Annotated in this window: 36 protein-coding genes; 30 read left to right on the top strand and 6 right to left on the bottom strand. The window is 71.6% G+C overall.

Annotated elements, in window-relative coordinates; translation table 11 throughout:
* Window positions 1-48 precede the first annotated feature (48 nt).
* From ACH4C6_RS32630 to ACH4C6_RS32605, 6 genes are all read right to left on the bottom strand, one after another.
* Window positions 49-1,113: a DciA family protein gene (locus ACH4C6_RS32630; protein ID WP_398112275.1), complete on the bottom strand. Its 1,065-nt coding sequence runs from the start codon at window positions 1,111-1,113 to the stop codon at window positions 49-51.
* On the bottom strand, window positions 1,110-3,668 hold the full coding sequence (locus ACH4C6_RS32625; protein WP_398112274.1) for a hypothetical protein: 2,559 nt from the start codon (window positions 3,666-3,668) through the stop codon (window positions 1,110-1,112). The genes ACH4C6_RS32630 and ACH4C6_RS32625 overlap by 4 nt, the downstream gene beginning before the upstream one ends.
* A complete protein-coding gene (locus ACH4C6_RS32620) occupies window positions 3,665-4,180 on the bottom strand; it encodes a hypothetical protein (RefSeq protein ID WP_398112272.1) in 516 nt (171 codons plus the stop codon). Before ACH4C6_RS32620 ends, ACH4C6_RS32625 begins: the two co-directional genes overlap by 4 nt.
* Before the next feature lie 466 nt (window positions 4,181-4,646).
* Window positions 4,647-4,913 carry a helix-turn-helix transcriptional regulator gene (locus ACH4C6_RS32615; protein ID WP_398112271.1) on the bottom strand — a complete coding sequence of 89 codons (267 nt, stop codon included), beginning with the start codon at window positions 4,911-4,913 and terminating at the stop codon, window positions 4,647-4,649.
* A gap of 141 nt (window positions 4,914-5,054) precedes the next feature.
* Window positions 5,055-6,311 (bottom strand): helix-turn-helix domain-containing protein, encoded by a 1,257-nt coding sequence (locus ACH4C6_RS32610; protein WP_398112270.1) that lies wholly within the window; start codon window positions 6,309-6,311, stop codon window positions 5,055-5,057.
* Window positions 6,308-6,637 (bottom strand): putative quinol monooxygenase, encoded by a 330-nt coding sequence (locus ACH4C6_RS32605; RefSeq protein WP_398112269.1) that lies wholly within the window; start codon window positions 6,635-6,637, stop codon window positions 6,308-6,310. The genes ACH4C6_RS32610 and ACH4C6_RS32605 overlap by 4 nt, the downstream gene beginning before the upstream one ends.
* A gap of 219 nt (window positions 6,638-6,856) precedes the next feature.
* Between ACH4C6_RS32605 and ACH4C6_RS32600 the strand changes: the two genes are divergently transcribed.
* From ACH4C6_RS32600 to ACH4C6_RS32455, 30 genes are all read left to right on the top strand, one after another.
* Window positions 6,857-7,237, top strand: a complete 381-nt coding sequence (locus ACH4C6_RS32600; protein WP_398112268.1) for a hypothetical protein — start codon at window positions 6,857-6,859, stop codon at window positions 7,235-7,237.
* A 623-nt stretch (window positions 7,238-7,860) separates the two neighbouring features.
* Window positions 7,861-8,106, top strand: coding sequence for a hypothetical protein (locus tag ACH4C6_RS32595; RefSeq protein ID WP_398112267.1), 246 nt, complete (start codon window positions 7,861-7,863; stop codon window positions 8,104-8,106).
* Window positions 8,107-8,390: 284 nt separating this feature from the next.
* Window positions 8,391-8,687, top strand: coding sequence for a hypothetical protein (locus ACH4C6_RS32590; protein WP_398112266.1), 297 nt, complete (start codon window positions 8,391-8,393; stop codon window positions 8,685-8,687).
* A gap of 175 nt (window positions 8,688-8,862) precedes the next feature.
* Complete coding sequence (locus tag ACH4C6_RS32585; protein WP_398112265.1) at window positions 8,863-9,348, top strand: hypothetical protein; 486 nt, start codon at window positions 8,863-8,865, stop codon at window positions 9,346-9,348.
* Between the two features lie 186 nt (window positions 9,349-9,534).
* On the top strand, window positions 9,535-9,705 hold the full coding sequence (locus tag ACH4C6_RS32580) for a hypothetical protein (protein WP_398112264.1): 171 nt from the start codon (window positions 9,535-9,537) through the stop codon (window positions 9,703-9,705).
* 171 nt (window positions 9,706-9,876) lie between these two features.
* A complete protein-coding gene (locus tag ACH4C6_RS32575; RefSeq protein ID WP_398112263.1) occupies window positions 9,877-10,185 on the top strand; it encodes a WhiB family transcriptional regulator in 309 nt (102 codons plus the stop codon).
* Window positions 10,186-10,380: 195 nt separating this feature from the next.
* Window positions 10,381-10,572, top strand: coding sequence for a DUF5999 family protein (locus tag ACH4C6_RS32570; protein WP_376330558.1), 192 nt, complete (start codon window positions 10,381-10,383; stop codon window positions 10,570-10,572).
* Window positions 10,573-10,682: 110 nt separating this feature from the next.
* Complete coding sequence (locus ACH4C6_RS32565; protein WP_398112262.1) at window positions 10,683-11,054, top strand: hypothetical protein; 372 nt, start codon at window positions 10,683-10,685, stop codon at window positions 11,052-11,054.
* A gap of 364 nt (window positions 11,055-11,418) precedes the next feature.
* Complete coding sequence (locus ACH4C6_RS32560; RefSeq protein WP_398112261.1) at window positions 11,419-13,236, top strand: DUF2637 domain-containing protein; 1,818 nt, start codon at window positions 11,419-11,421, stop codon at window positions 13,234-13,236.
* A 123-nt stretch (window positions 13,237-13,359) separates the two neighbouring features.
* The gene (locus tag ACH4C6_RS32555) at window positions 13,360-13,851 is read left to right on the top strand and encodes a hypothetical protein (protein ID WP_398112260.1); all 492 of its coding nucleotides are present in this window, start codon (window positions 13,360-13,362) and stop codon (window positions 13,849-13,851) included.
* Window positions 13,848-14,084, top strand: coding sequence for a hypothetical protein (locus ACH4C6_RS32550; RefSeq protein WP_376330464.1), 237 nt, complete (start codon window positions 13,848-13,850; stop codon window positions 14,082-14,084). The genes ACH4C6_RS32555 and ACH4C6_RS32550 overlap by 4 nt, the downstream gene beginning before the upstream one ends.
* A 153-nt stretch (window positions 14,085-14,237) precedes the next feature.
* The gene (locus ACH4C6_RS32545) at window positions 14,238-16,484 is read left to right on the top strand and encodes an ATP/GTP-binding protein (RefSeq protein WP_398112259.1); all 2,247 of its coding nucleotides are present in this window, start codon (window positions 14,238-14,240) and stop codon (window positions 16,482-16,484) included.
* A gap of 15 nt (window positions 16,485-16,499) precedes the next feature.
* Window positions 16,500-16,889, top strand: a complete 390-nt coding sequence (locus ACH4C6_RS32540) for a conjugal transfer protein TraB (protein ID WP_398112258.1) — start codon at window positions 16,500-16,502, stop codon at window positions 16,887-16,889.
* 83 nt (window positions 16,890-16,972) lie between these two features.
* Window positions 16,973-19,099, top strand: a complete 2,127-nt coding sequence (locus tag ACH4C6_RS32535) for a chromosome segregation protein ParM (RefSeq protein ID WP_398112257.1) — start codon at window positions 16,973-16,975, stop codon at window positions 19,097-19,099.
* Between the two features lie 79 nt (window positions 19,100-19,178).
* Complete coding sequence (locus ACH4C6_RS32530; RefSeq protein WP_398112256.1) at window positions 19,179-19,367, top strand: hypothetical protein; 189 nt, start codon at window positions 19,179-19,181, stop codon at window positions 19,365-19,367.
* A gap of 69 nt (window positions 19,368-19,436) precedes the next feature.
* On the top strand, window positions 19,437-19,985 hold the full coding sequence (locus ACH4C6_RS32525) for a hypothetical protein (RefSeq protein WP_398112255.1): 549 nt from the start codon (window positions 19,437-19,439) through the stop codon (window positions 19,983-19,985).
* Window positions 19,986-20,106: 121 nt separating this feature from the next.
* Window positions 20,107-20,391, top strand: a complete 285-nt coding sequence (locus ACH4C6_RS32520) for a hypothetical protein (protein ID WP_398112254.1) — start codon at window positions 20,107-20,109, stop codon at window positions 20,389-20,391.
* A 266-nt stretch (window positions 20,392-20,657) separates the two neighbouring features.
* Window positions 20,658-21,080, top strand: a complete 423-nt coding sequence (locus tag ACH4C6_RS32515; protein WP_398112253.1) for an RRQRL motif-containing zinc-binding protein — start codon at window positions 20,658-20,660, stop codon at window positions 21,078-21,080.
* Between the two features lie 20 nt (window positions 21,081-21,100).
* On the top strand, window positions 21,101-21,526 hold the full coding sequence (locus ACH4C6_RS32510) for an NUDIX domain-containing protein (protein WP_398112252.1): 426 nt from the start codon (window positions 21,101-21,103) through the stop codon (window positions 21,524-21,526).
* A gap of 114 nt (window positions 21,527-21,640) precedes the next feature.
* Window positions 21,641-22,156, top strand: coding sequence for a hypothetical protein (locus ACH4C6_RS32505; protein ID WP_398112251.1), 516 nt, complete (start codon window positions 21,641-21,643; stop codon window positions 22,154-22,156).
* Window positions 22,153-22,500: a hypothetical protein gene (locus tag ACH4C6_RS32500; protein WP_398112250.1), complete on the top strand. Its 348-nt coding sequence runs from the start codon at window positions 22,153-22,155 to the stop codon at window positions 22,498-22,500. The genes ACH4C6_RS32505 and ACH4C6_RS32500 overlap by 4 nt, the downstream gene beginning before the upstream one ends.
* A 1-nt stretch (window position 22,501) precedes the next feature.
* Window positions 22,502-22,669, top strand: coding sequence for a pRL2-8 (locus ACH4C6_RS32495; RefSeq protein WP_398112249.1), 168 nt, complete (start codon window positions 22,502-22,504; stop codon window positions 22,667-22,669).
* A gap of 93 nt (window positions 22,670-22,762) precedes the next feature.
* Entirely contained in the window at window positions 22,763-23,335 is a 573-nt protein-coding gene (locus ACH4C6_RS32490; RefSeq protein WP_398112248.1) for a hypothetical protein, read from the top strand.
* Window positions 23,336-23,450: 115 nt separating this feature from the next.
* Window positions 23,451-23,648: a hypothetical protein gene (locus tag ACH4C6_RS32485; RefSeq protein ID WP_398112247.1), complete on the top strand. Its 198-nt coding sequence runs from the start codon at window positions 23,451-23,453 to the stop codon at window positions 23,646-23,648.
* A complete protein-coding gene (locus ACH4C6_RS32480; RefSeq protein WP_398112246.1) occupies window positions 23,645-23,845 on the top strand; it encodes a hypothetical protein in 201 nt (66 codons plus the stop codon). Before ACH4C6_RS32485 ends, ACH4C6_RS32480 begins: the two co-directional genes overlap by 4 nt.
* Before the next feature lie 125 nt (window positions 23,846-23,970).
* On the top strand, window positions 23,971-24,273 hold the full coding sequence (locus ACH4C6_RS32475) for a hypothetical protein (protein ID WP_398112245.1): 303 nt from the start codon (window positions 23,971-23,973) through the stop codon (window positions 24,271-24,273).
* 166 nt (window positions 24,274-24,439) lie between these two features.
* Complete coding sequence (locus ACH4C6_RS32470) at window positions 24,440-24,883, top strand: hypothetical protein (RefSeq protein ID WP_398112244.1); 444 nt, start codon at window positions 24,440-24,442, stop codon at window positions 24,881-24,883.
* Window positions 24,880-25,158, top strand: coding sequence for a hypothetical protein (locus tag ACH4C6_RS32465; RefSeq protein ID WP_398112243.1), 279 nt, complete (start codon window positions 24,880-24,882; stop codon window positions 25,156-25,158). The genes ACH4C6_RS32470 and ACH4C6_RS32465 overlap by 4 nt, the downstream gene beginning before the upstream one ends.
* A gap of 35 nt (window positions 25,159-25,193) precedes the next feature.
* Window positions 25,194-25,370, top strand: coding sequence for a hypothetical protein (locus ACH4C6_RS32460; protein WP_398112242.1), 177 nt, complete (start codon window positions 25,194-25,196; stop codon window positions 25,368-25,370).
* Window positions 25,371-25,382: 12 nt separating this feature from the next.
* On the top strand, window positions 25,383-26,260 hold an 878-nt coding region (locus tag ACH4C6_RS32455), incomplete at its 3' end, for a hypothetical protein (RefSeq protein ID WP_398112241.1).

Here is a 26,260-nt window from a genome sequence, read left to right as displayed (position 1 = left end):
TCCGTGTGGGGCACACCGTGGCGGAGGACAGCAGAGAGACGGCCCGGTTCATGCCTCTGCCCGGATCGAGCCGACGTCAACGCTCTTGATTCCGGCACGCAGGGCAGGCTCCTGCTCGACATACCCGCGCACCAGGACCTGGTCGCTGGCCTTGAGGGAGCGTCCGAGTGCTTCCTCGGCTGCGGCGAAGCGGCTGGCGGACACCTGGGCGTGTGCCGTCTCGCCGTTGTGGCTCTCCAGCAGCAGTCGCACGTGTCCGCCGAACCGGCAAACCGCCGCGATCGTCACCGTAGCCTCAACGCGCTCGCCTTCCCGGTCCGCCGCTGGGCAGCGTTCTGGCTTCTCCGCGCGGGCCCGGCGCAGGGCCGCGGCGCGGGAGACCTCAGCCGGACGACGGCCCTCGGCACGGACCTGCTCGATCGAAGCCGACGCATCGTCCGACAGGACGTCGTGCTCGAGGAACGCGCGGCGGGACAGCTCCCGCATCGCGGCGGTCTGCCGCTCCACCGCTTCCGCGATGTCCGGGTCAACCCGGGACGGCCGCGCGGCCTGGCGGTGCGCTTCGACGGCCAGGCGGTAGCCGTCCGGCGGGGTCCGTTGGTGCACCAGCCCGGCGGGCGGGGCCGTCTGCGGGATCGGATCGGCGGCCGCCATGGCGGAGCCGGCCTTCACGGGCGCGGGCGCCAGGACGTTCACCGTGCGGACGTTCGCGTCGCGCACCTTCTCGTTGGCGGCCGCGACCAGCTTCGGCGCGCTCCAGCGCAGCTTCGTGCCGTACGCGGGGGCGTCGGGGGCGACGTCCAGGCGGCCGGTGTCGGCGTCGAACTTCACGGCCTGGACGTGACCGGCGAGCTCCGGCGCGGCCGCGGCGAGGATGTCGTCGAACTGTGCGAGGACGCTGCCGCCTGCGGCCGGGGCGACCATGCCGCGCTCGGTCATCATCATGCTGATCGCGCTGCCTAGCCCGAGCGGCTCGCGGCCGTCGCGGCGTACGACCGCGCCGGTACGCCGCTTTGGCTTCTTCGCCTGGGTGCCGCCGTTCTTCTTCGCCGCTTCCCGAGCCGCGACCAAAGCCTGACGCGCGAGGTCGACCCCGCTCAGCTCGCAGCTCACGCGATCACCGCCCCGACCGTGTCGCCTTCCGGCGAGCGCGCGGCGAGCTCCGGCAGTCGGTCCGTCCACGGTGCGACCGCAGCCTGCTCGGTCCGCGCTGCCAGCTGCTCGCGCAGCTGCTGCATCCGTACCGCGAGCAGGTGCTCGGCCGTGCGCTGACGGGCGGCCTCAGCCTTGCCCGTTGCGGCGGCGACGGCGTCCGCGCCGTTCGGGTTGTGCCTGTACCAGTGGCGGCTCTGCTCGGTCTTGTACGCCCGCCGGGCCTCCGCCTCGGCTTCCTCGGTGCGTCCGAGCCGTCCGAGGGCGCTGCTGCGGTAGTTCGGCAGGGCCTGCTGAACGGCCTGGAGCGCGGCGAAGGCCAGCGCGGACGCCGCCAAGATCGGGTCCGCCTCCAGCGCGCCCGGCTCCATGAGCTCCAGGAACTCACGCCGGGCCCGCTCGATGTCGGCCTGCAGCGAGGCCCGGACGTGGGCGGTGACGGCGGCGACGTCGTGAGGGTCGTCCAGGTCAGCCGACCAGGTCGCGGCGATGAGCCCGGCCTCCACGATCGCCGTCTCGGTCCGGCGCCGAAGACCGCATGCCTCGCACAGGCCGGCCGACCGCTCAAGCCCGCAGTCCTCGCACGGCAGAGTCTGGCGCACCGCGTCGGCGGCGGCCGCGGCCTGGCGCTCGTGCTCCGCCCGCTCCTGGGCAGCCGCGCGGGCGGCATCGCGGCGGGCCTGCTCCATGCGGGCCTGCTCCTGGCGCCAGGCGAGGTCCTCCGCCTCGATGGCTGCCTGCTCGCGCAGCCGGGCCTCGATGACCCGGCGACGCTCGCCCTCGGTCAGGCCGGGCAGCTCCCGGTCGACCTCCGCCGCGATCTTCGCTCGCTGGGCCCGCCGGATGTGGATCACGTTGCCGCACATCTCGCACTCAGCCCTCGTGTCCAGCCGGATCCCGTCGTCGCAGCGCCGGTCCGTGCACGCCTGGCGCTGCACCAGGCCACGCCGCATCAGCCACGGGAACGGGCGGTCGACCAGGGCTTCGCCGCCGGTCTCCTTCAGCCGGTCGGTGAGCCGGTCGGCCAGCAGCCGCGGCCCGCCGCCCTGATGCTCCAGCAGGCCCTCCAGCCGCTTGATCTCCGCCTCCGCGGCCGCCTGGACCTGGTCCTGCTGCCAGCCGGAAAGCTGCACCCACAACCCCTCGACCGGCCCCAAAGCCACCTGCAGAGCAGGACGAGCCGGAAGGCCCACCCTCTGCTGCTGCCGTGCCTTGTTCCAACCCACAGCCTTAGGCCGGCCACCGGCCACAGCACCGGCAGCACGCTGCCCCTCACGCTCTTCGACCGGGAACTCTTCCGGCTTTTCCCCGCGCAGCGGGCCGTCCTCGGCCACCGGAGGCGCCGACTCGGCAGCAGCCGTCCCGCCGTCGGCGGCCTGGTCCTCGCCCGCGTACGCGCGCTCCGGCCGATGGCCTTCAGCCCCACGGCCTTCGCCGGAAAAACCACCAGAGAGAGCGGGGGGAAAGACGGGAGTAACCAGGTGAGGGTGGTCAGTGTGAAGGGCTGCCGCAACGTCGGGCTCTGCAACGTCCGCCACATCCGTCACCGGCACGCCGCTGACCTGGGACTCCGTCTTCGTCTCCGGCGCCTCACCAGCCCTTGCCGCAACGTCGGGGTCTGAAAACTCGGGCTCCGGGGCCTGCGCACGGTCCTCCAGGATGTCGTCGGCGACCGTGCGGCCGTGCGCGGCGGCGACCGCCGGCATCATCAGCCGAGACCGGCTCCGCAGGCCCGAGCCCGTCTTCAGCCGCACCCGCAGCACCAGCTCCCGGTCCTCCAGGCGCTCCAGCACCCGCTCCCCCGCCGACGCCGTGCACCCCAGCAGCCGGGCCACCGTCGCCGCCGCGCGGCCGCGCTTGGTGTCCACCGCCCCGCCGCACAGCCGCACCCGACCGCTCTCCCGCGCCTCCAGCACCAGCAGCAGCAGCGCCAACCGGTCCGTCGCAGCCCCCCGACCGGTACGCGTACCGATCAGCCCGGCCGGAGTGACACGGCCGTCGCGGTGCCTCCAGCCCGGCCCCATCACGGCCTCCATCAGCCGCTGCAGCGTCGCGTACTCCTTCTTCGCCAGGTTCAGCGGGTGCCCGACGACATCCTGCGCCGCCCACAGCGGCAGAACCTTGCACTTGAGGCCATCGTCCTGCCCGTACTCGCCCTCCTTCGTCTCCACGCAGACCAGGCCCGAGCGGCGTAGACCCGGCACCACGTCGGAGGCCGTGTACGACGCAGATGCGCCGATCCATCGGCCCAGCTCGGAGGTATAGATCTCCACCACGCCGTTCTCCGACGGCGTCCGCGACGCCAGCACCAGCACCGCCAGGCGCACCGCGTCCGACGCGCCGTCCAGGCCGTCCAGGTCCAGCAGCATCCGCACCGCGCCACCCAGACGGGCGCGCGCGTCCGACCCGAGCGACAGCGGATGACCCGCCGCCCGCTCCGGGACTGGCCCGGCCGGGACGGACAACTCCGCACGGGGGCGCGCGAACGCAGCGGCCCATGCCGCCACGACGCTCATCGGCCCACTGCCCCGAGAGGAGCGATGGAAGCCACCAGGGCCGAAGCCATCAGCGTCGTCATCGGGCCGGTGTACACGCCAAAGCGGACACCCACCGGAACAGGCAGAACGCCCGTTTCTTCATCCATCCGACGACCCTGCACCGGTAGCCCTGTGGACAAAGTCCGCCGAGCCCCGATCGACCCGGCCACTCCCGCCCGGCGGGCAACAATCTTGGAATCCGTCCCGCCACACGGGACGGCACCCTCGCAGGCACCGCCGTCGACGGCGGTGCCGATGAACTCGGGGCAGGGGTGGAAGAGCTGGGTAGCCGGCGCACCGACCACGCCCATCGAAACCGGCTCGAAAGCGCTGCTCTTGTAGCTTCCTACCGGAAAACCCGCTTCCTGTTCAAAAGTGGCGAACAGGAAGAAGTTGGACAGCGATTCCGTCACACGGGAAGACCGGAAGCCGCAAACCTCGCCGAAACGGACAGCCTTCGACTTTTCAGGGGGCGCCAGATCGGGCACCATGACGGGGACACCAACCTTCAAATGGATCGCCCCGACCGCGACTAGGCCCCTGCCAAGGGACCCGAACACGGCCGAGCGCTCTGTACGGATGGAGCCCCGAGCACCGACGGCCTGCCAAAGCCGCCGGAACCCGGGGTGACGCTGTGGCTCAACAGAGGCCCCCTGCCAAAGGGGCTCCTGGAGAGCCGAGGTGGCCCGCTTGCCAAGGCGGACCGGGTGGACCCGCCTGCCAGGGCGGGGTTTTGCAGTGATGCAGTAGCGAGAGACCCAGCTCGATGAGCTGGAGCCCAGAATCGGCGCCAACCGGGGACTGGGCGGCCGACCTAGTGGTCGGCACGAAGGGCCGCGCGGGGCCGGAGTGGATTGTGAGTCCACTCATTTGGCGCGCGCGGCCGGTGGCGGCTATGTCACCCCGACCCCCTCGAAAGCGTAGGTGGAGTCGGCGTGCCTGAAGCCGGGAGCAAGATCAATCCTCACGCAGACCTCCCTGGGCGACGGCTGGGTGCTCCTTGGCCAGATCGCGCAGAAACTCCGCATACTTCAGGCGGTTGGCGCGGTGGGGCTGCGTGCGGCCGGCTTCCCATCCGACTATGGCGAGACGCTTGACGCCAATGGCCTCGGCGACTTCCACCTGGGTCAAGTTCGCAGCAAGGCGCAGCTGCCGACGAATGTGCGGCGGGGGCAGCGTGTCAGCATCCACCAGGGCATCGTCTCGACGCAGCGGATCCGACATAGCACCCTCCATCTGACCTGATGTTTTCTGAAAACATACATCAAGTGATCTCGATTCAGGAAGCAGTCGCAGCGTGAACCCAGCCCGGCCATCAGCCGGGTGGCTATCGATCACCACGGCGACGGCTGGGACGGATCCGAACTAGTCCAGGGCATCAGCTCTTTCGGCGAGGTCCAGCAGCTCGCGCGAAGCGTTTGGCCCCGCCACCAGGACGAGCTCGTGAATAGCTGCGCGGGCCGCTTGATGCGTTTGGATGATCTCGGGGGCGATGGCCTCGGCGCGCAGCAGGCAGTCGAGGGCCTCGCCGCCGTGGCGCCTCTGCGCGTGGGCGCGGCCCAGGTCCATCAGGAGCCGGCCCTGCCTCTCGGGCGAGAGTTCGGTGGCGTCGATGGTGAGGCCGATGTCCAGCGCCTCGCCGGCGTCGCCCAGGTCCACGGCGGTGCTGACCGCCTGAATCTCGACGTTGACCGGGCCGAACTCCAGATTGAAGTCGTTGCGGTTCTCCCCGAGCTGCGCGGCGATGGCGCGAGCCTTGTCGATCTCCTCCTTGGCCTCCGTCCGAGCACTGGCACGGGCCCGGACGAGAGCGAGGGCCAGATGCAGGGAGCCGAGGACCGACAGGGACTCGGGGGACTGGCTGGCCTGTTCACCCAGCGCGCTGATGGCGGTCTGCGCAGCATGTTCGGCCTGTCCGAGGCTGCGAAGTCGTACGAACGCCTGCACCATGCGGAACACGCTGGCGCAGACGTGCAGAGGGTCGCCGGACCGCTCGGCCGCGAAGACCGCACGGTCGGCGGCCACCCAGGCGGCATCTGCCTCGTCCTGTCGCACGAACGCTGCGGACAGGGCCTGGTAGGCCCGGGACAGCAGCAGGTACAGCTCTGCCTGGTGCTCGCTGGGAGCTGTCCGTGCGGTCCGCTCCATCTCGGGGAGCAGCTGAACCGCGAGGGTGCTGACCTGTGCGAGCTGACCTGCATGGGTCAGGTCCCAGAGGTCATCGACGTCGCTCCGCAGGGCTTCGACGGCGCGCGTTGCTCCGGAGTCGTCACGGCCGGCGGCGAGCAGAGTCTGAAGCGCCGGGTGGCCGGACAGCAGGCGACGGGTCTCGTCCAGATCGTTGGAGAGCGACTGAGCGGTGGGTGCCTGTGATGGCCCGTCTGCCGGAACGCTGGGACGCAGTTGCTGGACGGACACGCCCAGCTCGTCGGCGATCTGCTGGAGCAGGTCCATGCGCTGGACGGGCTGAACACCCCGTTCGACCTGGGAAAGCCAACTGCTGGTCTTCCCGAGCGCTGCCGCGAACTCGGCCTGCGTGCGGCCTCGCTCCTTCCGGAATCTCTGGACACGCTGCCCGAAGGCACGATCCTGCGGATCGACGTCCCTACCGGTCGGCTTCACGACTGCTCCGTCTCGGGTCGCTTGCTCAGGCCGTCCAGTTCGTTGAGAAATGTGACTTCGACGCTGCTCAGGTGCGCCTCGCGGGCCTCGAGGAAGTGCTGAGTGTGGGCCTGGTCCTCGTGCGCCTGGAACGCCTCGCGGTCGGCGTACAGCTCGTAGAAGACCCGCACCAGGGGCTCGTCCACCGGGGTGTGCACGGTGTAGACGAGCGTGCCGGCCTCGGTGCGGATGCCCTCGATGGTCTGAGCGACCAAGTCGTCGAACTGCCGGGCTGCCGAGGTGTCTCGCAGGGTGAAGCGCACCACCAGTGCGTATCCGCTAGCCACGAAGTCTTCCTCTCCACGTCGCGTAAGCATGCACACATTCTCACACCTAAAGCAAGGGTGCTAGCTAGCAGTCAAAGTGTTGACTCGCACTAGCAGTGCTACTACTGTCCAAGGCGTTCCACCCCGCAAGGGATGGGCCGCCAGAAGACGCTTATTTGGCCTGCCCGAATGAACCTGACCCGCCTCTGCGCGGGCTCCTACCGAAGGGAGCTCCACCCCATGAACACCACCAGCCGCCCCACCGCCGGCCTCGCCACCGAGACCTTCGACACGGAGACGCTCGCGCTCCTGGAGGCGGTGGAGGTACCGCTCCCCGAGTTCGGCGGCTTGGACCTGGACGTGGCCTTCGGTACGCCGCTGGAAATGTTCGAGGCCGGCCCCCTTCCCCACGAGCAGCTGGACTGCCTGGACATCACCGCCGCCGTCGCCGCGATCGAGGCTCGCGAGAACCGGATGCTCGCCGCCCGCGACATCGTCGCCACCGACCCGACCGCCACCGAGCTGGTGCGCGAGCGCCTGGTCGACGTGCTCCTCCCCTACGCCACGCAGCTGCGCATGACGCGGCCGGCCGCCGCGGCCTCCCTGCCGATCGCGGCCTGACCTCCCGCACCACCGCCGGGTCTTCGGACCCGGCTCCTTCACCCGGAACCGCCCCGCGGGCGGCGCCGGATGTGGGAGCCGGAAGCGCGACTCCCGACAGCATCCGCCCGGACATCCAGCCCTTGGGCTGGCTCTGGAAGGCAGCGGCTGTTCCTTGAGAACTCCACAGCGTGATCCACCACCGCAGTACCGGCCGTGCCACACCGGCCGGAGGTGAGTGGAAACCCGTCGTGCGGCGCCATCACCGCTGGTGGTGGCAGTCGGCACACGCGATGACCTGTCAGGCGCTCAGTTCGTGGGGGCGGCCCGGTGCAGTACCAACCGGGCGCTTATTACTGACGGAGAGCGTGGAGGGCTGACATCCCCACGACGTAAAAGAACGACGCGACACACTCCCAGACCCTCGGCACCCGGTCCCAGCCGAGGCGAGGAGCCGCGTCGGGACCGAGGGAACCTCGTCCTCCCTCTCAGCACACAAGGCGAGCAGCGCGGCGGCAGAGGCCGCGCCCCCTATTTTGCAGCCCCGCGCTGCCCAGTCGCCCACCGCCGGCCTTTGGGTCGTTCGGTGGGCGGTGGAGAGCGCGGAGGACCATCCCGCTCCACTCACCCCGGGAGGAGAGCCCATGGAATCCCTGATCAGCCACCAGTTCTTCGGCGCGACGCCGGCGACCCGCTACACCGTCGCCGGGCTGAGCTCGGAGGAGGCGTACCGCCTGATCGGCGTGAACACGGTGGCTGGCTTCGAGCCGGTCGTGCACACCCGGACCGCGAAGGGCGAGCAGCTGCGTACCCGGGACGGCAGTCTCCTCACCGTTGTCGCGCTGCACGGCACGAAGGTGATGAGCGCGATCGAGTTCGTCCAGGTCTGACAACTGTCTGCCCGCTGCCAACCGCGCCTGCGGTTGGCTGCAGGACGCACATACGACGAACCCCCCAGGGAGACAGCCCTGGGGGGTTCTTGTCGCAGCAGGTCACCTCACCTCACGAGAAGGACGACCCACTGATGAACAGCATGACAGCCCCCGCAGGGAGCAGCAGGCCGCCCCTTCCGGTCCGCCCGCAGCCGCACGAGCGGGACGGCCGCCGGCCTCAGCCCGGCGGTGGCCGCCCACACCCCCAGCACGCCGACGCCCGCCTGAATCGGAGCCGCAGCATGATGCTGACCGCCATCGCTTTGCCCAGCACCGATCAGGAGATCGGCCCCCGCCGCCCCGGCGCCATCTACCAGAACAGCGACGGACGCTTCGAGGTCCTGGCGCTCATCACCGACCCGGCCGAGGCCGCGCAGCTGCTGCGCCGGGCCAGTGCGCGGTGGGCGGTCATCGTCCGCGACACCCTGCGCCCCGACGGCCAGCCCTTCGCGGTCGGCTCGGTGTGGACGAACAGCGACTACCTGATCCGCCCCGCCAAGACGGCCGCGCCGTTGGTCGGGTTCGCGGCTGCCGCCTGAACGGCCCGCCACGGTCCCTCCCCCACCCCTTAACCAGAGCGTCACGAGGGGGTGAGGGAGGGGCCGTGGCGGGCCGTCCGGCCAGCCAAACAGTGACAGCCCCGGCGATTTGGCGATCGACCCCGGGGCTGTCTGGTCAAAAGGAAAGGGGCACAATCCCTTGACCACGACGATCATGACACGACCCACCACCCGTACAACAGCGGCCGCCGGTCCGGAGTACTGGTGCGACCAGTGCAGCGCCTTCCACTCCGGCCCCTGCTCCGGTCTTGCGCTGCGCCAGCTCGGCGTCCTGGTGGACCGCATGGTGCGCGAAGCTGACGCCCTCGTCCCGGAGGGGCGTCGGGCGCGGCGCACGCTGCAGGAGATGGCTCCCGGTTTCGAGCGTCAGCCGGTGCTGACCCTGTACCGGCCGGTGATGGCGGATGACGCGTGCCCGCTGTGCGGGCGGTGGTCCTGCTCGGGCAGCGACTGCCCGCCCGGCGCCGCCCCGGCCCCCGCCGCGTCCGTGCCGGTGGTGACGGGCGGCGGTGGCTGGCAGTGCTCCCGGTGCGGCGGGTGGTTCGGGGTCACCGGAGCTCAGTCCGCTGCGGCGGGTGGGCGACGGCCGGCCCCGGCGACGGCGTGGGTGTGCGACGCCTGCAGCGCTCTTGGGCTGTGACGGCGCACCTCATACAGGCGGCTCGGGCAGCGCAGCAGCGTGCTGCCCGGGCCGCCGCCGCGGTCGGCTCGCATCACCCGCTGGCCCGCCTGCTGCTCGCGGCCGCCGCGATGGCTGCCGCGGCCGCGTGGGAGGCCGGCCACCGCGTCACCGACCTCCACCCGCCTCGATGTGAGAGGGCACCTCGTGCCTGACGATCTGTTCCAGCGCTACCAGGCCGCGCACCGCGCTCACCAAGCCCACGCCAAGGCCTGCGTGTCCTGTACTGACCAGGCCCGCTGCCTGGACGGTGGCCGGTTGTGGGAGTCGTTCATGCGGCTGCAGGACGCCTACCTGCAACGCAAGCGCCGCCGCTGACCGGCCCCCACCGGCGCTGCCCCGACCGTGTGCTGTCCCTCTTCGGACGCGGCCGGCGGGGAGCGCCAGGAGCTCGCCTCACTCTGGCCGTCCGGCCACAGATACGCGAACAGCCCCAGGGATTTCGCACCGCCCTGGGGCTGTCCTTCACCGACCCTCCGGGAGGTACCGATGAAGCGCAACTCCCTCATACGCATCGTCTACGCCCTCTCCCCCGACCTGCCGGTCGACTCCGACTGGCGTGGTCAGGGGGTCTGCTCGAAGGAAGACCCTGAGCTGTTCTTCCCCGTCGGCAACACCGGCCCCGCGCTGCTGCAGATCGAGGAGGCCAAGGCGGCCTGCCGTCGATGCCCTGTCCTGCAGACCTGCGCTCAGTGGGCGCTGGACCAGGGCGAGCCGCACGGCGTGTGGGGCGGCATGAGCGAGGACGAGCGGCGCCGCATCAAGCGCCGCTCAGCCCGTAAGAGCGCCAGCGCCTGACCACTGGACGGGAGCCGCGAGCAACTTCCCGCCCACCCCGCAGTGCCACCCTCGACCGGCCGCCCGCATGACGGGCGGCCGGCCTTCCGCACATCGTCAGCCCGGGAGAGCCTCGGGCTTTTCCTAACGTCCCCGGGAGTGCTCATGGACCACCCCACCTCGCCCTTCCCCACTACTGGCCGCCTGCCTGCCTCGCTGTGCACGCACACCCCGGCCTGCCCCACCGCTGACAGCCCCGACCACGAGGCCGCCCGTCCGGTGGCCGGTCATCCCGAGCAGGGCTGGAGCCTGCTGTGCAACGGCGTCCTGCTCTTCGAGGACACCGGCGAGCTGCTCCCCGACGGCCGGGTCATCGCCCCGCGCCGGCACCTCACGGTCGTGGCCTGACGGTTGCCTGACCCGCCCGGCCCCGGCCGCACCAGCATCACGCGGCCGGGGCCGGGCGCGGTCCAGGGGAGCCGGACAGTCCGGACCAGTGATCACCCAAGGAGCACTCCATGCGTTCCTCCACTCCCGCTGTCACCACCACCTCGACCGTGTTCACCGTCGGCGACTACGTGCTGTACCGCGACCCCGCGCTGTTCTGGGCGGGCAAGCCGGGCCACACGACCATCTGCCGTGTGGCCTGGGCCGGCGGGCACCGTTACACCCTTGAGCCGGTGACGGGCGGCCTTGTCCGTGAGGTCCAGGGCGACTACCTGCGGCTGCTGCCCCCGATCGATGCGATGCGCGACATCGACACCGCCACGCTGAGCGACGACGCCGTCGCCGACGGCATGATCGCGGGCGCGTCGGCCTGGCTCTCCCAGCAGCACGTGAGCACCGAGCAGCGGCCCTCGCTGCCGGAGCTTCCCACCCAGCAGGACTGACCCCACCACGCATGGACTGCCGCCCCGGCCTTTCGGGGCGGCAGTCGACTTCCATGCCGAGGCCGCAGCGTTCGCCGGCAGCCCACCGATCAAGGCCGGGACGGTTTCGGGCCCGTCCGGCGGGAGCTGCACCCGGTTTCGCGCCCACCCCGTGACGTTTCGCCTATGCGGCTGCCCGCCTCTTGGGAGGCGGGCCTTTTCGCGGGCGCGGAGCGGGTAGAGCCGGTCCCAGTTTCGTGATCACCCGACCACCCTGACCGCCGTTTCGGGAACACACCGCCCCGCTTCGGGAACACACCGCCGCGTTTCGGGAGCAGCCCACGCCGTTTCGCGCACACCCTGAACGACCCCATCGGAGGCCCTCATGACGATCACCGACATGCCGCAGACCACGGCTTGCGACACCCCTGTTTCGCGCCCGCCGGGCCGCGCTTCGGACACGCCCGAGAAGGTTTCGGGGACGGCCCGGGGCGTTTCGAGCCCGGACAAGCGGAAGACGATCAAGCCCGCCCGCGACCGGCTGATGACCGCACTGTCGCTCGTCGCCGCGGTCGGCGGAACGCTGGTCGGCGTCATCGGCTTCGCGATGTCCTACAGCACCCTGGCCAAGGTCGCCCTGAGCTGGGGATTCAGCCAGGAGCTGGCCCCGTGGTTCCCGGTCGGTGTCGACGCCAGCATCATCGCGTTCCTCGCGCTCGACCTGTACCTGATCCGCAAGAACACCGCGTGGCCGCTCCTGCGGATGGCCGCACACGCGATGACCGGCGCGACGATCTGGTTCAACGCCAGCTCACAGGGCCAGATCGCCTCTGACCCGGTGCAGGCCGCCAGCCACGGCGTCATGCCGGTGCTGTTCGTGATCGGTGTGGAGGCGGCCCGCCGCCTGATCATCCAGAAGGCCAGGCTGGAGGCGGGGACGGTCGCTGACCGGATCCCGCTGCACCGCTGGATCCTCTCCCCCATCGCCACCCCGCGGTTCTACCGCCGGATGCGCCTGCACAACGTCACCTCCTACCCGGAGATGATCCGGCGCCAGCAGGAGCTCATCGCCTACGAGCAGTGGCTCAAGCGCAAGTACGAGGGCGACATCTCCAAGGCCTCCGAGGACGAGCTGCTGCCGATGAAGATGGCCCCTTACGGCTACACCGTCGCCCAGGCCCTGGCCATGCCCGAAGACCAGGAACGGGCAGCCCAGGAGCGCAAGGCGGAGGCCGAGCGGCGCCGCCTGGAGGCGGAGACCCGCAGCGAGGTCGCCAAGGCCAAGGCGGAGGCCGAGCGGCTGCGCGCCAAGGGTGAGGTCGACCTGGTCCAGGCGGAGATCGACGGCCAGACCGGCCAGGCCCGCGCGCACGCCCGAGCCCAGGTCAGCGCCGCGGAACGTGCCGCCGAGCTGGAGCAGAAGGCCCTCGACAGCGCGGTGGTCGCCGAGGCCCGCGCCCGGGAGGCGGAGGCGGAGCGCCAGGCCGCCGAGCAGCGCAAGGCGACGGCGGCCGCGGACCTGGCGAAGGCCGAGCTCGAGCGCCAGGCCGCCGAGCAGCGCAGGGCGGCGGCGGAGGCGGACAAGGTCGCGGCGGCGGAGGCCGGCGCGATCGAGACCGAGCGGATCGCGCAGGCACGCCGGGCGGCGGCCAAGGCGGACCTGGAGGCGGCCGAGCTGGAGCGCCAGGCGGCGCAGAAGCGGAAGGAAGCGGCGGAGGCCGACCGGGTCGCCGCGGCGGAGGCACAGGCCATCGAGACCCGGGCCATCGCCGAAGCCCGCAAGGCCGCTGCCGAAGCCGACCGGCGTGCCGCCGAAACGGAGAAGGCCGCTGCCGAAACGCGACGGGCTGCCGCCGAAGCCGACCGCAAGAAGGCGGAGGAGAACCGCCTTCGGGAGGTTGCTCTCGCCGATGCCGCACGCGCTCAGCAGGCTGCCGCCGAAGCCGAGCGGGCTGCTGCCGAAACGCGGCGGGCCGCTGCCGAAATCGAGCGGCGTGCGGTCGAAGCTGAGGACGCCGCGAAGCTCAAGCCGCGCGAGCGGGCGGTCCGCAAGGTCGCCCGGATGATCCTCGCGGCCGGCGGCAACGCCGACCAGCTGCCGCTCACCAAGATCCAGCACGAGCTGGCGGTCACCTCGCCCGGTACCGCCTCGGAGTACCGCCAGGAGGCGGCCGAGCTGCTCGCCGGCGGCTACCGCCCCTGATCCACCGTCCGGCACACACCAGTGAGGGCCAGCCCGCAGGCATCGGGCTGGCCCTCGCTGCGACTGCCGGAAGCAGTCAACAGCCCCCCGAGTACACCAGATCCGACCCCCATGGAGGACCCCGTGAGCACCGAAGGCAAGCCCTTCTTCGACGACCCGAACGCGGCCTTGCGTGAGATCGCGCAGAACCCGGCCGCCTACGCGCACTACCTCGCGGACTTCCACCGGGTCGTGCTGGACATGCAGGCCAAGCTGGAGATCCTCCAGCGCGAGACCCGCCTGCACTGCCGCAATACCCACCTGGACGGCGACAAGTGGGGACAGGCCCTCCTGCGTTCCCTCCCGCTGGAAAAGTCCCTGAACGACGTTCTGAAGAACCTCAAGAGCATCAGTTCCGGGCTGGAAAAGAGCGCCCACAAGCGCTACGCCCACGACGAAAAGGTGAACGCGGTCAAGAAAAACCGGAAGGAAAAGGCGCAGCTCAAGGCGCGTAAGAACAATCCGCCGCTCCAGGCCGCCCCGGAGAATCCGGGCCAGCAGGGTACGCAGGGCCCGAACATGGGCTATGGTGGTCCCACGTCGATTTACGACCTGGACCGCAGGGAGTCGGCGTGAGTGCAGGTCGCCCGCTCACGAAAGCAGAGCGGAAGAAGTTCAACCGTGCGGAACACGAGCGCAAAATCAAACAGGATTTGATTGCGCAGCACGGAGAGGAACTCGGCCTTTTCTACGCCTGGCTCCGGGTGGTCAATATCAGGGGCACGCAGGCTTACCGCGGAGGCGACACGGCGTTCATTCGTGAGGTCGTGCGTGCCCTGCAGAACGTCCACAACCGCCATGCCGGCTAGCCGCTCCGCGTCTCGTCACGAAGGGCCGTCCCCGATCCCGGGGGCGGCCCTTCGCCGATCCCAACGCGTACCGCGCGTGACGCGGGCCGCGCGTGGCGCGCACGCGCGTACGCGAGGCCGGTGCCGACTGTCAAGCCCAGGAGGAGGGGTCGCGTGTCCGACGACACAGACAGCAACGTGCTTCACCTCCCCACCCGGGACGGCGATTCCGGCGCAATGCCGGACGCTCCCGACGGCGGGGAACTCTTCTATTCGGAGCCGCCCGACAATTTCTCGGATGGTGTGGTCCCCCCGGAATCCCCGGCGGAGACGACCATGGAACTTCCACCTATTCGCGGGCCCATTTCTCCGGAAACCGCATTGCGGGAAACAGGAATGCCTACCGCGCCGGATGCCGACGACGGAGAATACGAGGAAGGTGAATATGTTCAGCCTCGTTCTCTCGCCGACCGGCTCGGTGACTGGCTGGAACTGCGGATCGAGATGGCGCGGGACCGGCACGCCTCCGAAGCGCCGTTCCGTGAGGCGGAAATAGCGCGCAAGGCCGCGCTGCTGGAAGGCCGCACGGCGCAGGAAGTCGCGATGATGGAGCAGAACGCAAAACTCCACGCCGCGCAGATGAAAGCGAAGGCTGACAAGGCGGCGGCCCGTGGCAAGACGGACGGGGTGGGGTCTTCCGGTTCGGGTCTGGGCGCCGACAAGGGCGGTCGCTCGAAGGCCGCCGGCGGGGGTGGCTCGCGTGGAGGCGGCGGCAACTCCGGCGGCGGCTCAGGCCGGGGCGGCACCGGTGGCGGCCGGGGACCCGGGACGAACGGGTCCGGAGGCACCGGTCGCGGCTCGGGGGGAGGCAACTCCTCCAAGGGCGGCGGGAAGGGCTCCGATCGCTCCGCTGGCGGCCGCGGGGGCGGCTTCAAGGGCAACGAGTCGTCCGGGGGTCCGAAAGGCCGCCAGAACGGCTCTGGCGGCTCCGGTGGGGGTAAGTCCGGCGCTGGCAAGGGCAGTTCCGGCGGGTCGGGCAGCAAGAACAACTCAAGCGGCTCCGGGTCGGGCAAGGGCGGCTCGAAAGGTGGCGGGGTCGGCAAGTCGAAGGACGCGCCGGCGGCCAGCCCCAGAGCCGAGCGCGCTCGCGGCCGCCAGGAGCGCGCCGCCGCCCGCCAGGCCGCCCGGCAGCAGCGCCGCGCCGCCGATCAGGCCGCCAACCTCGCCGACCGCAGCAAGGACCGCGACCAGGACCGCGCCGCCAATCAGGCGGCGCGCGAGGAACGCCGCAGGGCGAAAGCCGAGCGGAAGGCCGCGAGGAAGGCCAAGCGCGAGGCCGCCAAGGCCGCCGACGACCGCACCACCCTCAGTTCTGCAGTGGCGGAGGAAGCGCGCCGCCGCTGGGACAAGCGCCGCGCAGCCGAGAAGGAAAAGCCCGCGAAGGACGACAAGGCCCAGGACCCCACCAGCGACGACAAGGACCCCGAGGCCACCACCAAGAAGACACCCAAGGACGGCCCCGAATCGGCCGCAGACGGTCCGAAGGGCAAGGAGCCGGACGAGGACAAGAAGAGCGGCGAGAAGCCCTCTGACGGCTCCGGCGACAAGGACGCGAAGGACGACATCGGGACGGACGACGGCCCCAAGCCCGACGACGTCAAGGGCCCGCCGGGCAGCGGCGACGGCCGTTCCTTCAAGGAGCGGTTCAGGGAACGGTTCGGCAAGTCCGGTGCGGCCCCGGGCCCTCAGGAGCCGCCCCGCAGAGCCAAGCCCGAGGACCTCGGTTACACAGCCGAGCGCGCCGACCGGCCGCACAAGCCGCCGGCCTCCGAGAAAGCGCCTGAGGAAGACATCGTCGACGCGGTCATCGTCCACGACGAGGCCGACCCCTTCGGCGCCCACCTCTCCCCTCCAGCCGGCCTGCCTCCCGCCCCGGAGCCTCACACCCAGCGTCCCCGCACCACCCGACCCACCACACAGGAGGACTGCGTGGCATCGCAGCAGGTCAGCAGGCCGCCCTCGGGCCAGGCCGGCATGGCGGCCAAGCACCGCACCGACATCACCTTCGGCGAGTACCTGATGGAGATCGTGAACATCGCGATCGCCGCCGGGCTCGACAAGGAACGCGCTCAGGACCTGTCCGTGGCACTGGGCAAGGTCGCCGACGCCCTGCGGGACATGGCGGCCGACCTGATCAACGACCACAACATCGAGGCCGATCTCGTCAACCAGGTCATCTCCCTGGCCGACGCCGCGACCCGCATGAAGCAGATCGCCGACCGGTGCGCCACCGAGTGCGAGGTCGCATCGGAGGCGGCCCGGGTGGCCGCGATGGCAGTCGGCCGCACCTACGGCGAGGACATGCAAGCCATGGACGAGGCGGGCCTGGCCCAGGCCTCCGCCGCCGCCCACCACAACTAGCAGGGAGAATCCCCCGTGAGCGATCTTGCCCACACCGATGGTGACAACCACTTCAAGGCCGTCCAGCAGAAGCTGAAGGCGCTGGGCAAGGCGATGGACTCGTCCAAGCTCGAGCTGGAGGCGCTGCTGCGCGGTATGCGCCTGAACGCCGAGCGCGCCGAGGGTTTGGCCAATGACATCGCCAACGCGGACCTGGACGCCAAGTTCGTGGAGATGACCAACCAGGTGTCCCTCGCCCTGGGCGGCGCCGCCGTCGAAGTACGGCGGCTGCACGAGAGCGCCGAAGAGGTTGCCGGGCTGGCCCACGACACGCAGCGCAGGCACGCGCGGCTGTATGAGGCCCTGGACACCATCCGCTCCGGCCGCCGCGAGCGCACCCCCAAGCCGGGCTTTTTCGCCCACTGACCCCACCCCGCCACACCCCCTGATGGGCGGCCCACCACCGGTGGGCCGCCCATCGCCATCCCCTCTGAAGGAGAAGTCCCCTCGTGTCTGTGCCGCGCAGCGTCGCCTTGGAGCGCACCCTGTACACCTTGGCCGCCCCGGTCCTCGCCGCGGCCCCGAACATCGCCCCGGACAGTCCCGTCAACACGGTCGTGCAGCTGGCAGGCGCCGCCGGCGTCGGCGGCTGGGTCCTGGCCTACAAGAGCGACGAGCCCGGTACGGGACGCAAGTTCCTGCGCTGGTCCCCGGTGGTCCTGGCCGCCGCCGTCGACGTCGCCGCGAAGAACACGATCGGCTGGGGCCCGTGGTGCATGGACGCGCTGCTCGCCGCCGGGTGGGCGGCGGCCGGCCTTCTGGTGATGCCGTTGTCCCGGCACGCCCGCCGCCGCCATCGGCCTGCTCTTGCCGCCCCGGCCCCGGCGACGCAGTTGCAGCCCACCGCGCCTGAGCCCGCGCCGGTACAGCTGGACGACGGCGCCGACCACTTCACTCATCAGGTCCGCCGGCTGTGGGAGAACCGCGGCATGCCCGGCCGCACCATCGTCATCAAGGCCACCCGGCACCCCGGCACGCCCCACGACCTCACCCTGCTACTGCGCGCCTCCGAGGCCGGCCGCGCCATCTCCGGTCTCAGGGAGGACGACGTCGCCGCCGCGTTCGGCGTCGACACCACCGACGTGACCATCATGGAAGTCGTCCGGCAGTACGGGCGCGAGGGCGGTCCCGCCTGGCGGGAGGTCCACGTCACCCCCGACGCCAACGACCGGCGCCGCAAGGCCCCCACCGTCCACGAGTGGTGGGCTGACCGCATCGCGAGCGGCCCGGTTGCGGGCTCGGAGTTCGTCAGGAAGGTCCGCGACAACGAGCGTAAGGTCACCCACTACATCGCCCAGGTCCCCGACGAGATGGGCGAGCCTCGCGTCAACCAGCACGCCCTGGCGGCCGCGCTGAAGACCAAGTACGACGAAGGCCGGCTGTTCGTCACCGTCGACGGCAACCAGGTCCTGGTCTCCCTGTGGGACAGCTCACCACTCGCGCAGGTCTTCCCCGCAACGAGGGAGCTGCTCACCCCGGACAAGGACGGCCGGTGGGTGACCGGCTACCTCGGCAACGGCCAGCCCGCCCGCAACCGCGTCTACACCGACCGTGGGGCCGCGCACGGGATCTTCGTGGCGCCCTCCGGTGGCGGCAAGACCCAGCTGATGGGCCTGCACGTCGCAGCCGACGCCTTGTGGGGAGCTGTGGTCATGCTGGCCACGGAGGCGCCGGACGAGAAGACAGCCGCTCTGGGCCGGCACACCGCCCGCTACGGTGTCGGCGCGCTCTACATGATCCGCCTCCTGCGGGTCCTGAACGCGCTCATGGAGATCCGCGGCGAGATGCCGTGGGAGGACGGCCAGGTCCACGAGTGGGACCCGACCCGGCCGGGCTGCCCCTACCGGATGCTGTCCGCCTACCTCGACGAGTTCCTCTCCGCCGCCCGCAACGGCGACTACGGAGCGGAGATCATGGACCTCGCGGAAGCGGTGTCGGTCAAGGGCCGCAAGTACGCGGTCGGCCTGAAAGTGGCCGGCCAGTCCATCTACGTCCAGGACGGCTTCACGCAACTGCTGTGCGAGAACCTGCGTGACAACTGCATCCCCGTGGTGCTGAAGGTCGCGCCGAAGAAGGTCACCGACATGTTCAAGGCCCTCGGTATCGCACCCGAGTACATCCCCGACCCGCTGCCCCGTTCCTTCTCCCCCGAGGAGAAGGGCCGCATCGAGCGGATCATGCGCGGCGAGCCAGAGCCGCCCACCGATTCCAACACCGGTGGCGCCGGCTGGATCGTCGAAGGCAAGCAGCCTGAAGTCCTGCGCACGCTGTTCATGGACTTCAAGGCAGGAATCGACGAGTTCTTCCCCGACACCGTCGCCACCCTCACGGACTACGAGATCCGCGAGCTCGAAGCGCGCGAGTTGTGGTTCGACTGGACCGAGCCGCCCCGGCCCGGCGAGTTCGGCCCCGAGCCCGATGACGAGGACGGCGACGACGACGCTCCTACGGAGGGCGGCGGCAAGCACCGTGGCGGCGGGAAGTACGCCGGCGGCGGGAAGTACGCCGCGCGCCGTGACGCGGTCACCTCTCCCCGCCAGGCGCTGGAGGCCATCAAGAACCTCTCCGGCGTCTGACCCACCACCCAACACCCGCAGGGGCCCGGCCGCACCGGCCGGGCCCCTGCTCAACCCCTGCAAGGGCACACACCTGCCCGTGGCTATTTCGATCTCCGCCGTCGTCCTGCTCGGCATCGTCGTCTTCGTGCTGATCCAGGGCGGCACCGTACGGCCCGGACCCGCCGCGGCCTGCGGCCTGTTCGGCTTCTTCCTCGCCTCCACCGGCGCCGCACCCCTCATCACCAACGCGATCGGCACCCTCACCGGCTGGATCGCCAGCATCTGACCCCGCCCCGGCCGCCGGCGTCGAAGGCGCCACTCCGCCCCGTGCCTTCGACGCCTCCTGGGAGCCCCGATGCCTCAGACCCACCCCGCCATAGACCAGACCGTCCCGGCTACCGCACCGCCCGCACTGCCGACGGCGTCGCTGTCCCTGGAGGAACGCCTGACGCTCATCAACACGGCGATGACCGTCCGGCTGGACGAAGCGGCCGTCGCCTACGAGGTCAACACGGCGCACATCGAGACCGAGCCCGTGGACCTGGCCGACGTCGTCACCGGCCCCGTCGACACCGGGCTCGCCCCACTGCCGGAGCTGTACCCGACCCCGGTCGCGGCCCTTCTGCAGCGCGCCCACCACCGGCTGCTCACCGACGGCTGGTGCTCCGGCGTCCTGGTCGACGAGGACGGCGCCCGCTGCATGCTCGGGGCCATCCGAGCCGAGGCCCGCGGCGACCGCGGCCTGGAAGCCGACGCGGCCGCCGTGCTCCTGGACACGATCCGCCGCGACTTCGGCGACGACGTCGACTCCGTGCCGTCGTTCAACGACGCGCACGGCACGGGCCGCGTCCCGCTCCGCATGCTCGGCCAGGCCGCCCACCTCGCCGACGCCCGCGGCCTCTAACCCCCTGCTCCGGACCACCTGCCTCGCACCCGAACCCCTCGCGGTCGGGTGCGGGCCAGGCCGTCCGGCCTGCGCACCACCCGCCCATCACACCAACCCCGAGCGAGGGAGTCACCCCGCCATGCAGTCCGACGACAAGCCCGTCAACGGCCAACCCAACCCGAACAGTGAGAGCTTCTTCGACCTGTTCGACCAGACACCCTTACCGCAGCTGCCCGACACGGGCGACGGGCCCGGCACGAAGCGCTCCGACCGGCTCCGCGAGGCGTGGGACGCGTCCTGGAAGCAGGGCGGCTACACCGCCCCGCCGCTCATGCAGCCGGAGTTCCGCCCCGAGCTGCACATCCACGCCACCATCCCGGCCCCCGCCGGCCCCGGCGACGTGCACCAGCTCCAGCAGCGCTGACTTCCGGTCGCTCCGCCCGGTGCTCGCCCACCACGCATCGGTGGGCGAGCACCGGACAGGCCGACCGGCCGAACACACCACCCCTTTGCGCCCCGCCGACATCGCACGACGTCAGCGGGGCGCAGCACTGTCCCACCGATCAACTGAAGGAGACGACTGGTGCTCATTCCGCGTCCGCGCCGCCGGATCGGCCGGCCCCGCCCGTCACGTCCCGCCCCCCGCTACCCGCGCCGTCCCGACCGGCTCCCCAGTGCCTGGAGCGGGTGATGGCCGAGCAGGACGAGGACCTGGTCGACGTCGACCCCTACGACTCCGGCGACGGCTCCTTACCGGTCTACCGGTGGCGCCAGGCCGGCCCCGGGCTCGCGACCCGCCGCCAGCTGCGGGAGATGGGCCTGCGCCCCGGCGGCCACGAGCCCGTCGCCCGGATCGAATGCCGCGGCGGGAAGCGCTTCGCGTGGCTGTACCGGATCGACCTGGCCAAACCCAAGCGCCCCATGACGCTCGCGAAGGAAGCCGCGCTCGACAGGGCCATGGCAGCTCGCCAGACCTGCGGCACCTGCCGCCGGCGCTATTTCCACTGCATCCCGCTCAAGACCTTGGGTTCGTGCTTGGAGTGCTTCGACGGCACGCCCGCCGACCCCGCCTCCTACATCGCTCCCCCGGCCAAGCACCTGCTGGCCGCCTGATCCGAGAGGACCACCGCTCCATGACCACTCACACCACCCACACCACCGACGAGGCGATTCGCTACACCGCCGACGTCGTCCTGCTTGCCGCCGGCCACGTCCTGCTGATCGAGCGTGGCTGGGACCCCTGCCAGGGCTGCTGGGCGCTGCCCGGCGGACACGTGGACGCCGGAGAGACGAGCGTGGTCGCCGCCGCGCGCGAGCTCGAGGAGGAGGCCGGTATCGCTGTGTCGGTCGCGGACCTGCGGCAGGTGGGTGCCTTCGACGCCCCCGGCCGTGACCCGCGCGGCCGGTACGTCAGCGTCGTCTACACCGCCACCCTGCCCGCGCCCGTTGCGCCGTCGGCAGGAGACGACGCCACGGCCGCCCGCTGGTGGCCTCTGACCGCGCTCCCGAACCTTGCGTTCGACCACGCCGACATCCTCGCGGCCGCCCTGGCGTTCTGAACGATCCGCCCCCCGGCCACACCGGCCGGGGGGCGGACCGCCGGGTGGCCGCGCATCGGCTAAGGGTCGGCCACCCCGCTCCCTCACTCTTCTCGAGATCAGGAGACCTCCAGCATGCACGCTCACTCTCCCGCCGTCTTCGCGGCCCTCCTCGGACTGACCCGCGCCGCCTCCGCCGCCGGCGACTTCTGGCTCCAGTCGGATTTCTGCGCCCGCATGAAGGGCGCCTGCGACGACCACCCGGTCACCTACCAGGACCCGGTCACCGAGGAGGAGACGACCCACGGCACCGCCGACGGCCGTAGGGCGTGCCTTCAGCACTGCCTGACCTACACCGCCACGCAGGCGATCGTCGCCGGGGCCGGCGCCCGCGCGCTCGGCATCCGGGTCCACCCGGCCGCCGCGGCGGCCGCGCTCGCCATCTCCTTCACCACCCACTACGCCGCGGACCGACGCATCCCGGGCAAGGGCCTGCTGGAGCGGATCGCGACCAAGACCGGCAAGGGCAGCTTCTACCAGCTGACCTCGCACGGATTGAACGGGGCGTTCCACCTCGATGCCGCATGGCATCACGGCTGGGAAACGGTCGCGGCCCTGGTCGCCGCCACCACCAAGGCGACCACCCGGTGACCGGCCGTTCCCGCACGCGTCTGGACCGGTTGCGTGCCTCGCTCGGCATCGCCCAGCTCGCCCTCCAGCAGATCGAGGACGACCTGAGCGCCGACGACGTCGACGCCCGCGAGCTCGCCGCGATCCTGCGCGAGCTCCAGGAGGACACCGACGTCCCCGGCGGGCTCTTCCCCGCGCTCGCACAGCTGGTCAGCACAGCGGCGCGCCGGGCGGAGCACATCGAGCCGGACCGCGACGGCGACGCCTCCTGCCCGCTGCACGAGACCGCCGCCCTGATCACCGACAACGCCGGGATGCGCCTCATCTGGGCTGCCCGCGCCCTCCACCCGCAAGGAGGCAACTGAGATGGCGAGCGCGAAGGCGACGAACCCGCCCCGGGGGCAGTGCACGCAGTGCTGGTTCCACGCATACGCCGGCCGCGAGGCCCACGCCGGGCTCGGCCCGCGTGAGGACTGCCCGCAGTGCGTGGACCACATGAAGAACGGCCACCCCGCCCACATGATCGTCCGCTGACGGCACGCGAAGCCGCCCCGCTCGTGATCGCCACCGCCCGCCGAACCATCGCCCGCATCCACGCCCAGGCCGACCAGAAGGAGCAGTAACCCCATGGCACTCACCCTCTTCTCCCGTACCCGCACCGCCACCGAGCCGGAGCACACCCCCGAGCCGTGGCCGGAGATCGGCGAGACCTGGAAGCCCGAGGGCGTGATCGTCACCCAGCGCTTCCTCGGGCTGGCCGGCGCGGTCGTCCTCGTCTACACCGCCGACGCCGGCGTCAACGGCACCGCCTACGCGGTGGCCTGCCTGGGCTGCTCGTTCCGCACCCGCTACAAGGACCGCGACCACTACATCGCCTCTGAGCAGGCGGGAGGGGAGATCGCCAACGCCCACGCCGCCCAGTGCCGGGCGCTGCCCCGCGACCTGCCCACCCGTCCCGACGACGACACCGCCCGCCAGATCGTGCGCCGCCGGCTGGAGGCGGAGCGCCGCTCCGACTACGACGAAACGGTCTACCTCACCGCCTTCCACCTGGACCGCCTCGCCCTGCAGCGCTCCACCGAGTGGATCGAGGAGGAGCTGCAGCGCCTCGCGGACGAGCAGCCGGAGTTCCTGACCGCCAAGCCGCGCACCTACGGCACCGGCACCGAGTTCACGATCCTGCGCCGTCCCAAGCGCTGACCGGACGCTCTCCGTACGGCCCTGCCGCACCGCCCCCGGGCGGGTGACGGCGGGGCCGTGCGGTGTCCGTCCGGTTAGCCGAGACCGGACGACCGGCCCTCCCCTGGAGGTCACCGTGCCCCTCAACCGCCGCTCCCTCATGGAAGCCGCCGCCGCCCGCTTCGGCTGCCGCCGCGCCTACAGCGACACCACGCAGGTCAACGCGCTGCTCACCGTGCAGCCCAGCGTCCTGGACGTCCGTGGCCGCGTCCTGGCCGACGTCCTCAAGGGCCGCATGGACCTGGAAGCGCAGTACGCGGACGCGGTCGCGTGAGCCGCGCCGCCGACGGCCCGCACCCGCACCCGCTCACCCCGGCCGATCTCACGGCGGGGGATGAGTGGTGGCACGGCTGCCCGGACTGCCACCTGCCGATCCAGGGCGGGGCCGCCGGCCTCGCCGCGCACCGCCGCACCGTCCACACCAACGCCGGTGACCACCGGCGGCCCATCACGATCCATCTGCAGTTCTGACCCGCCCCCACCGGCGTGACGGACACTCCGTGCCGCCACGGCCCCGTTCGACGGAGGCCGGGGCGGCCGCGGTGGTCCCTCAACACCGAGGCGCCAACACCGAGCAGAGAAGGGAGCTGGACGTCATGCACCTGCACATCTACGAGGTCGACGTCCCGATCCACGACACCACCGACCCGGACCGGCGCGGTCTGCACGTCTTCACCGGCGTCGCCGACTCCCCGGCCGCGGCCCTGCGCCGCGCGCACGAGGTGTACGACGCCGCGCTCGCCGCGCACACGGCCGGACTCGAGGTACCCGGCAAGCAGCCGGACCGCTGGGGAGCGCGCGGGCTCCGGCCCGGCTGGCAGATGGAGTGGCCCGCCGCGAGGGCCGGCCTCTGGCACAACCCCGTCAGCTGGACCACCCGCAGCGACTTCGCGCTGTAGCTCCGCCCCGGGACAGCCGCTGTGCTTGGCGGCTTGACGGCTGTCCCGGGCCCATCCATCCCGTATGAGACGAGACGGAGAACCCAAGTATGTCGTCCTTCCTGCGCGTTCATGGCCGGAACGGCCAGCGCACCCTCTTACTGACGACCGGGCGGGGGCGAGCGGCATGAGCCTCGTTACCCTGCCCGAGGGCGACTGGATCCGCGGCATCACGATCCGCCAGCCCTGGGCAACCTGCATCCTCGCCGGAAAGAGCCCGGAAAACAGGCCCGCCAACTGGCCGTGGCGCGGCTGGATCCTCATCCACGCCGGAAAGGCGAGGCCGGAGCCCGCCGTGCTGCGCGACCCGCTGGTCGCCACCACGATCCGCGGCCGCGAACTGCACCGTGGTGCGGTCATCGGCATCGCCCGCCTCACCGGCTGCCACCCCGATCAGGGACCCGAGAAGTGCGCCAGCCCTTGGGCGGAGCGCGGCGCGCACCACCTGGTCCTCGAAGACGTCCAGGAGCTCGCCCTGCCCGTGCCCGCCACGGGCGCGCTTCCGGCCTGGAAGCCGACCGAGGACCTGCTACAGCGCGTGTTCCAGCAATTGCCCGACTTCCGGCCGTGACCCGCCAGGGACGTGCGAAGAAGGAGAAGCCGCCGTTCGAGCCGGGCCTGATCCCGGCTCCCGGCGAGCTGCTCGTCTGGCGCGACGGCCAGCACTTCGACCGCTTTCAAGACCTCGACTGCGTGCTGTGCACCAAGCCCACGCCCCTGCGCTCCCACTCCGGCGAGGCCGCGCACAAGGCCTGCGCGGAGGGCTGGATCGCCGCCAACCCCGTGGAGGCCTGCCTCGGGCGGTTCGCCTCCGACCTCGCGCCCAAGCCCAAGTCCAAGGGCTGAGGCAACCACACCTGACCTCCACCTGGAGGACCTCCATGAGCCACACCGACCGCGACGTCGACCACACTCTCGCCTACCCCGAGCCGCCCGCCTCCCCGCTGTGGCACCGCCACGGTGCCGCGAAGGCCCGGCCGCTCACCGACGCCCAGCGCAAACGCAACCGCGAGGTGCTGGACATCGCCCAGCGCAAGCCCCGCTCCAGGGCCGCGTAGGAGGGCCGGTCGATGTTCACCGACCTGGAAGAGGCCCTCGCAGCCGAGGCCCTCGACCTCACCCCGCTCGGCAGCGACCAGAGCGCTGCCGCCTCCCTGGTGGTCGCCCACCACGCCCGCGACAAGGACGACCTCGCCGACCTGCTGGACGCCCTCGGCCTGCCCTGCGCCGAAGACGACCTCGTGCGGCTGCTCCCGCACCTGGCCAGCCCTGACACCCCCACCGGAGATTCCATGACCGTCAACGCCTTCACCGCCACCGCAGCCTCCATGCTCGCCAATGGCGACAGCCCCGAGCACGTCCGCAGCACACTCGGACTGTCGCAGAGCGAACTCGCCGAAGCCCTGAAGCACACCGGCCTGCCCGCCACCACCGTCCCCGCCCCGGGTACGGACGACAGCAGCAGCACCCTGGAGGCGGCTGGCCAGGCATTCGACGGCACGGCCGGCTCCGACGGGATCGAGGCCCTGCTCGCGTGGGCGGAGAAGCACCCGGCCGCCGGCATCCGCAACCGGGCCGCCCGCGTCCGCGCCGGCCTCACCGAGCTGACCGAGCGCCGCGCCGCCGACGCCGCCCAGCAGGAGGCGGAGCAGCGGGTCGCCAAGGCCAAGGCCGAACTCGAGGCCGCGCAGGCGCAGCTGCGCGCGGTGAAAGCCGGCGGCCGCGCCGCCACGGCGGAGCAGGACGCCACGCCCCTGGCCCCCGCCCCGGCGGTTCCCGCCGGTAAGCGCAGCAAGGAAGAGCTGGCAGCGATCCGGACGTGGGGGGGCGGCCCCCCCCCCCCCCCCCCCCCCCGGGGCCCCCCCCCCCCCCCCCGCCCCGCCCCCCCCCCCCCCCCCCCCCCCCCCCCCCCCCCCACGGACGCGCGCGGGTGGAGGCCCTCCCCCGA

Source organism: Streptomyces sp. NPDC017943 (genome assembly GCF_044328425.1).
Taxonomy (GTDB): domain Bacteria; phylum Actinomycetota; class Actinomycetes; order Streptomycetales; family Streptomycetaceae; genus Streptomyces; species Streptomyces djakartensis_A.
The sequence above is the reverse complement of the archived record's forward strand: the minus strand, read 5'-3'. Positions and strand labels throughout refer to the sequence as shown.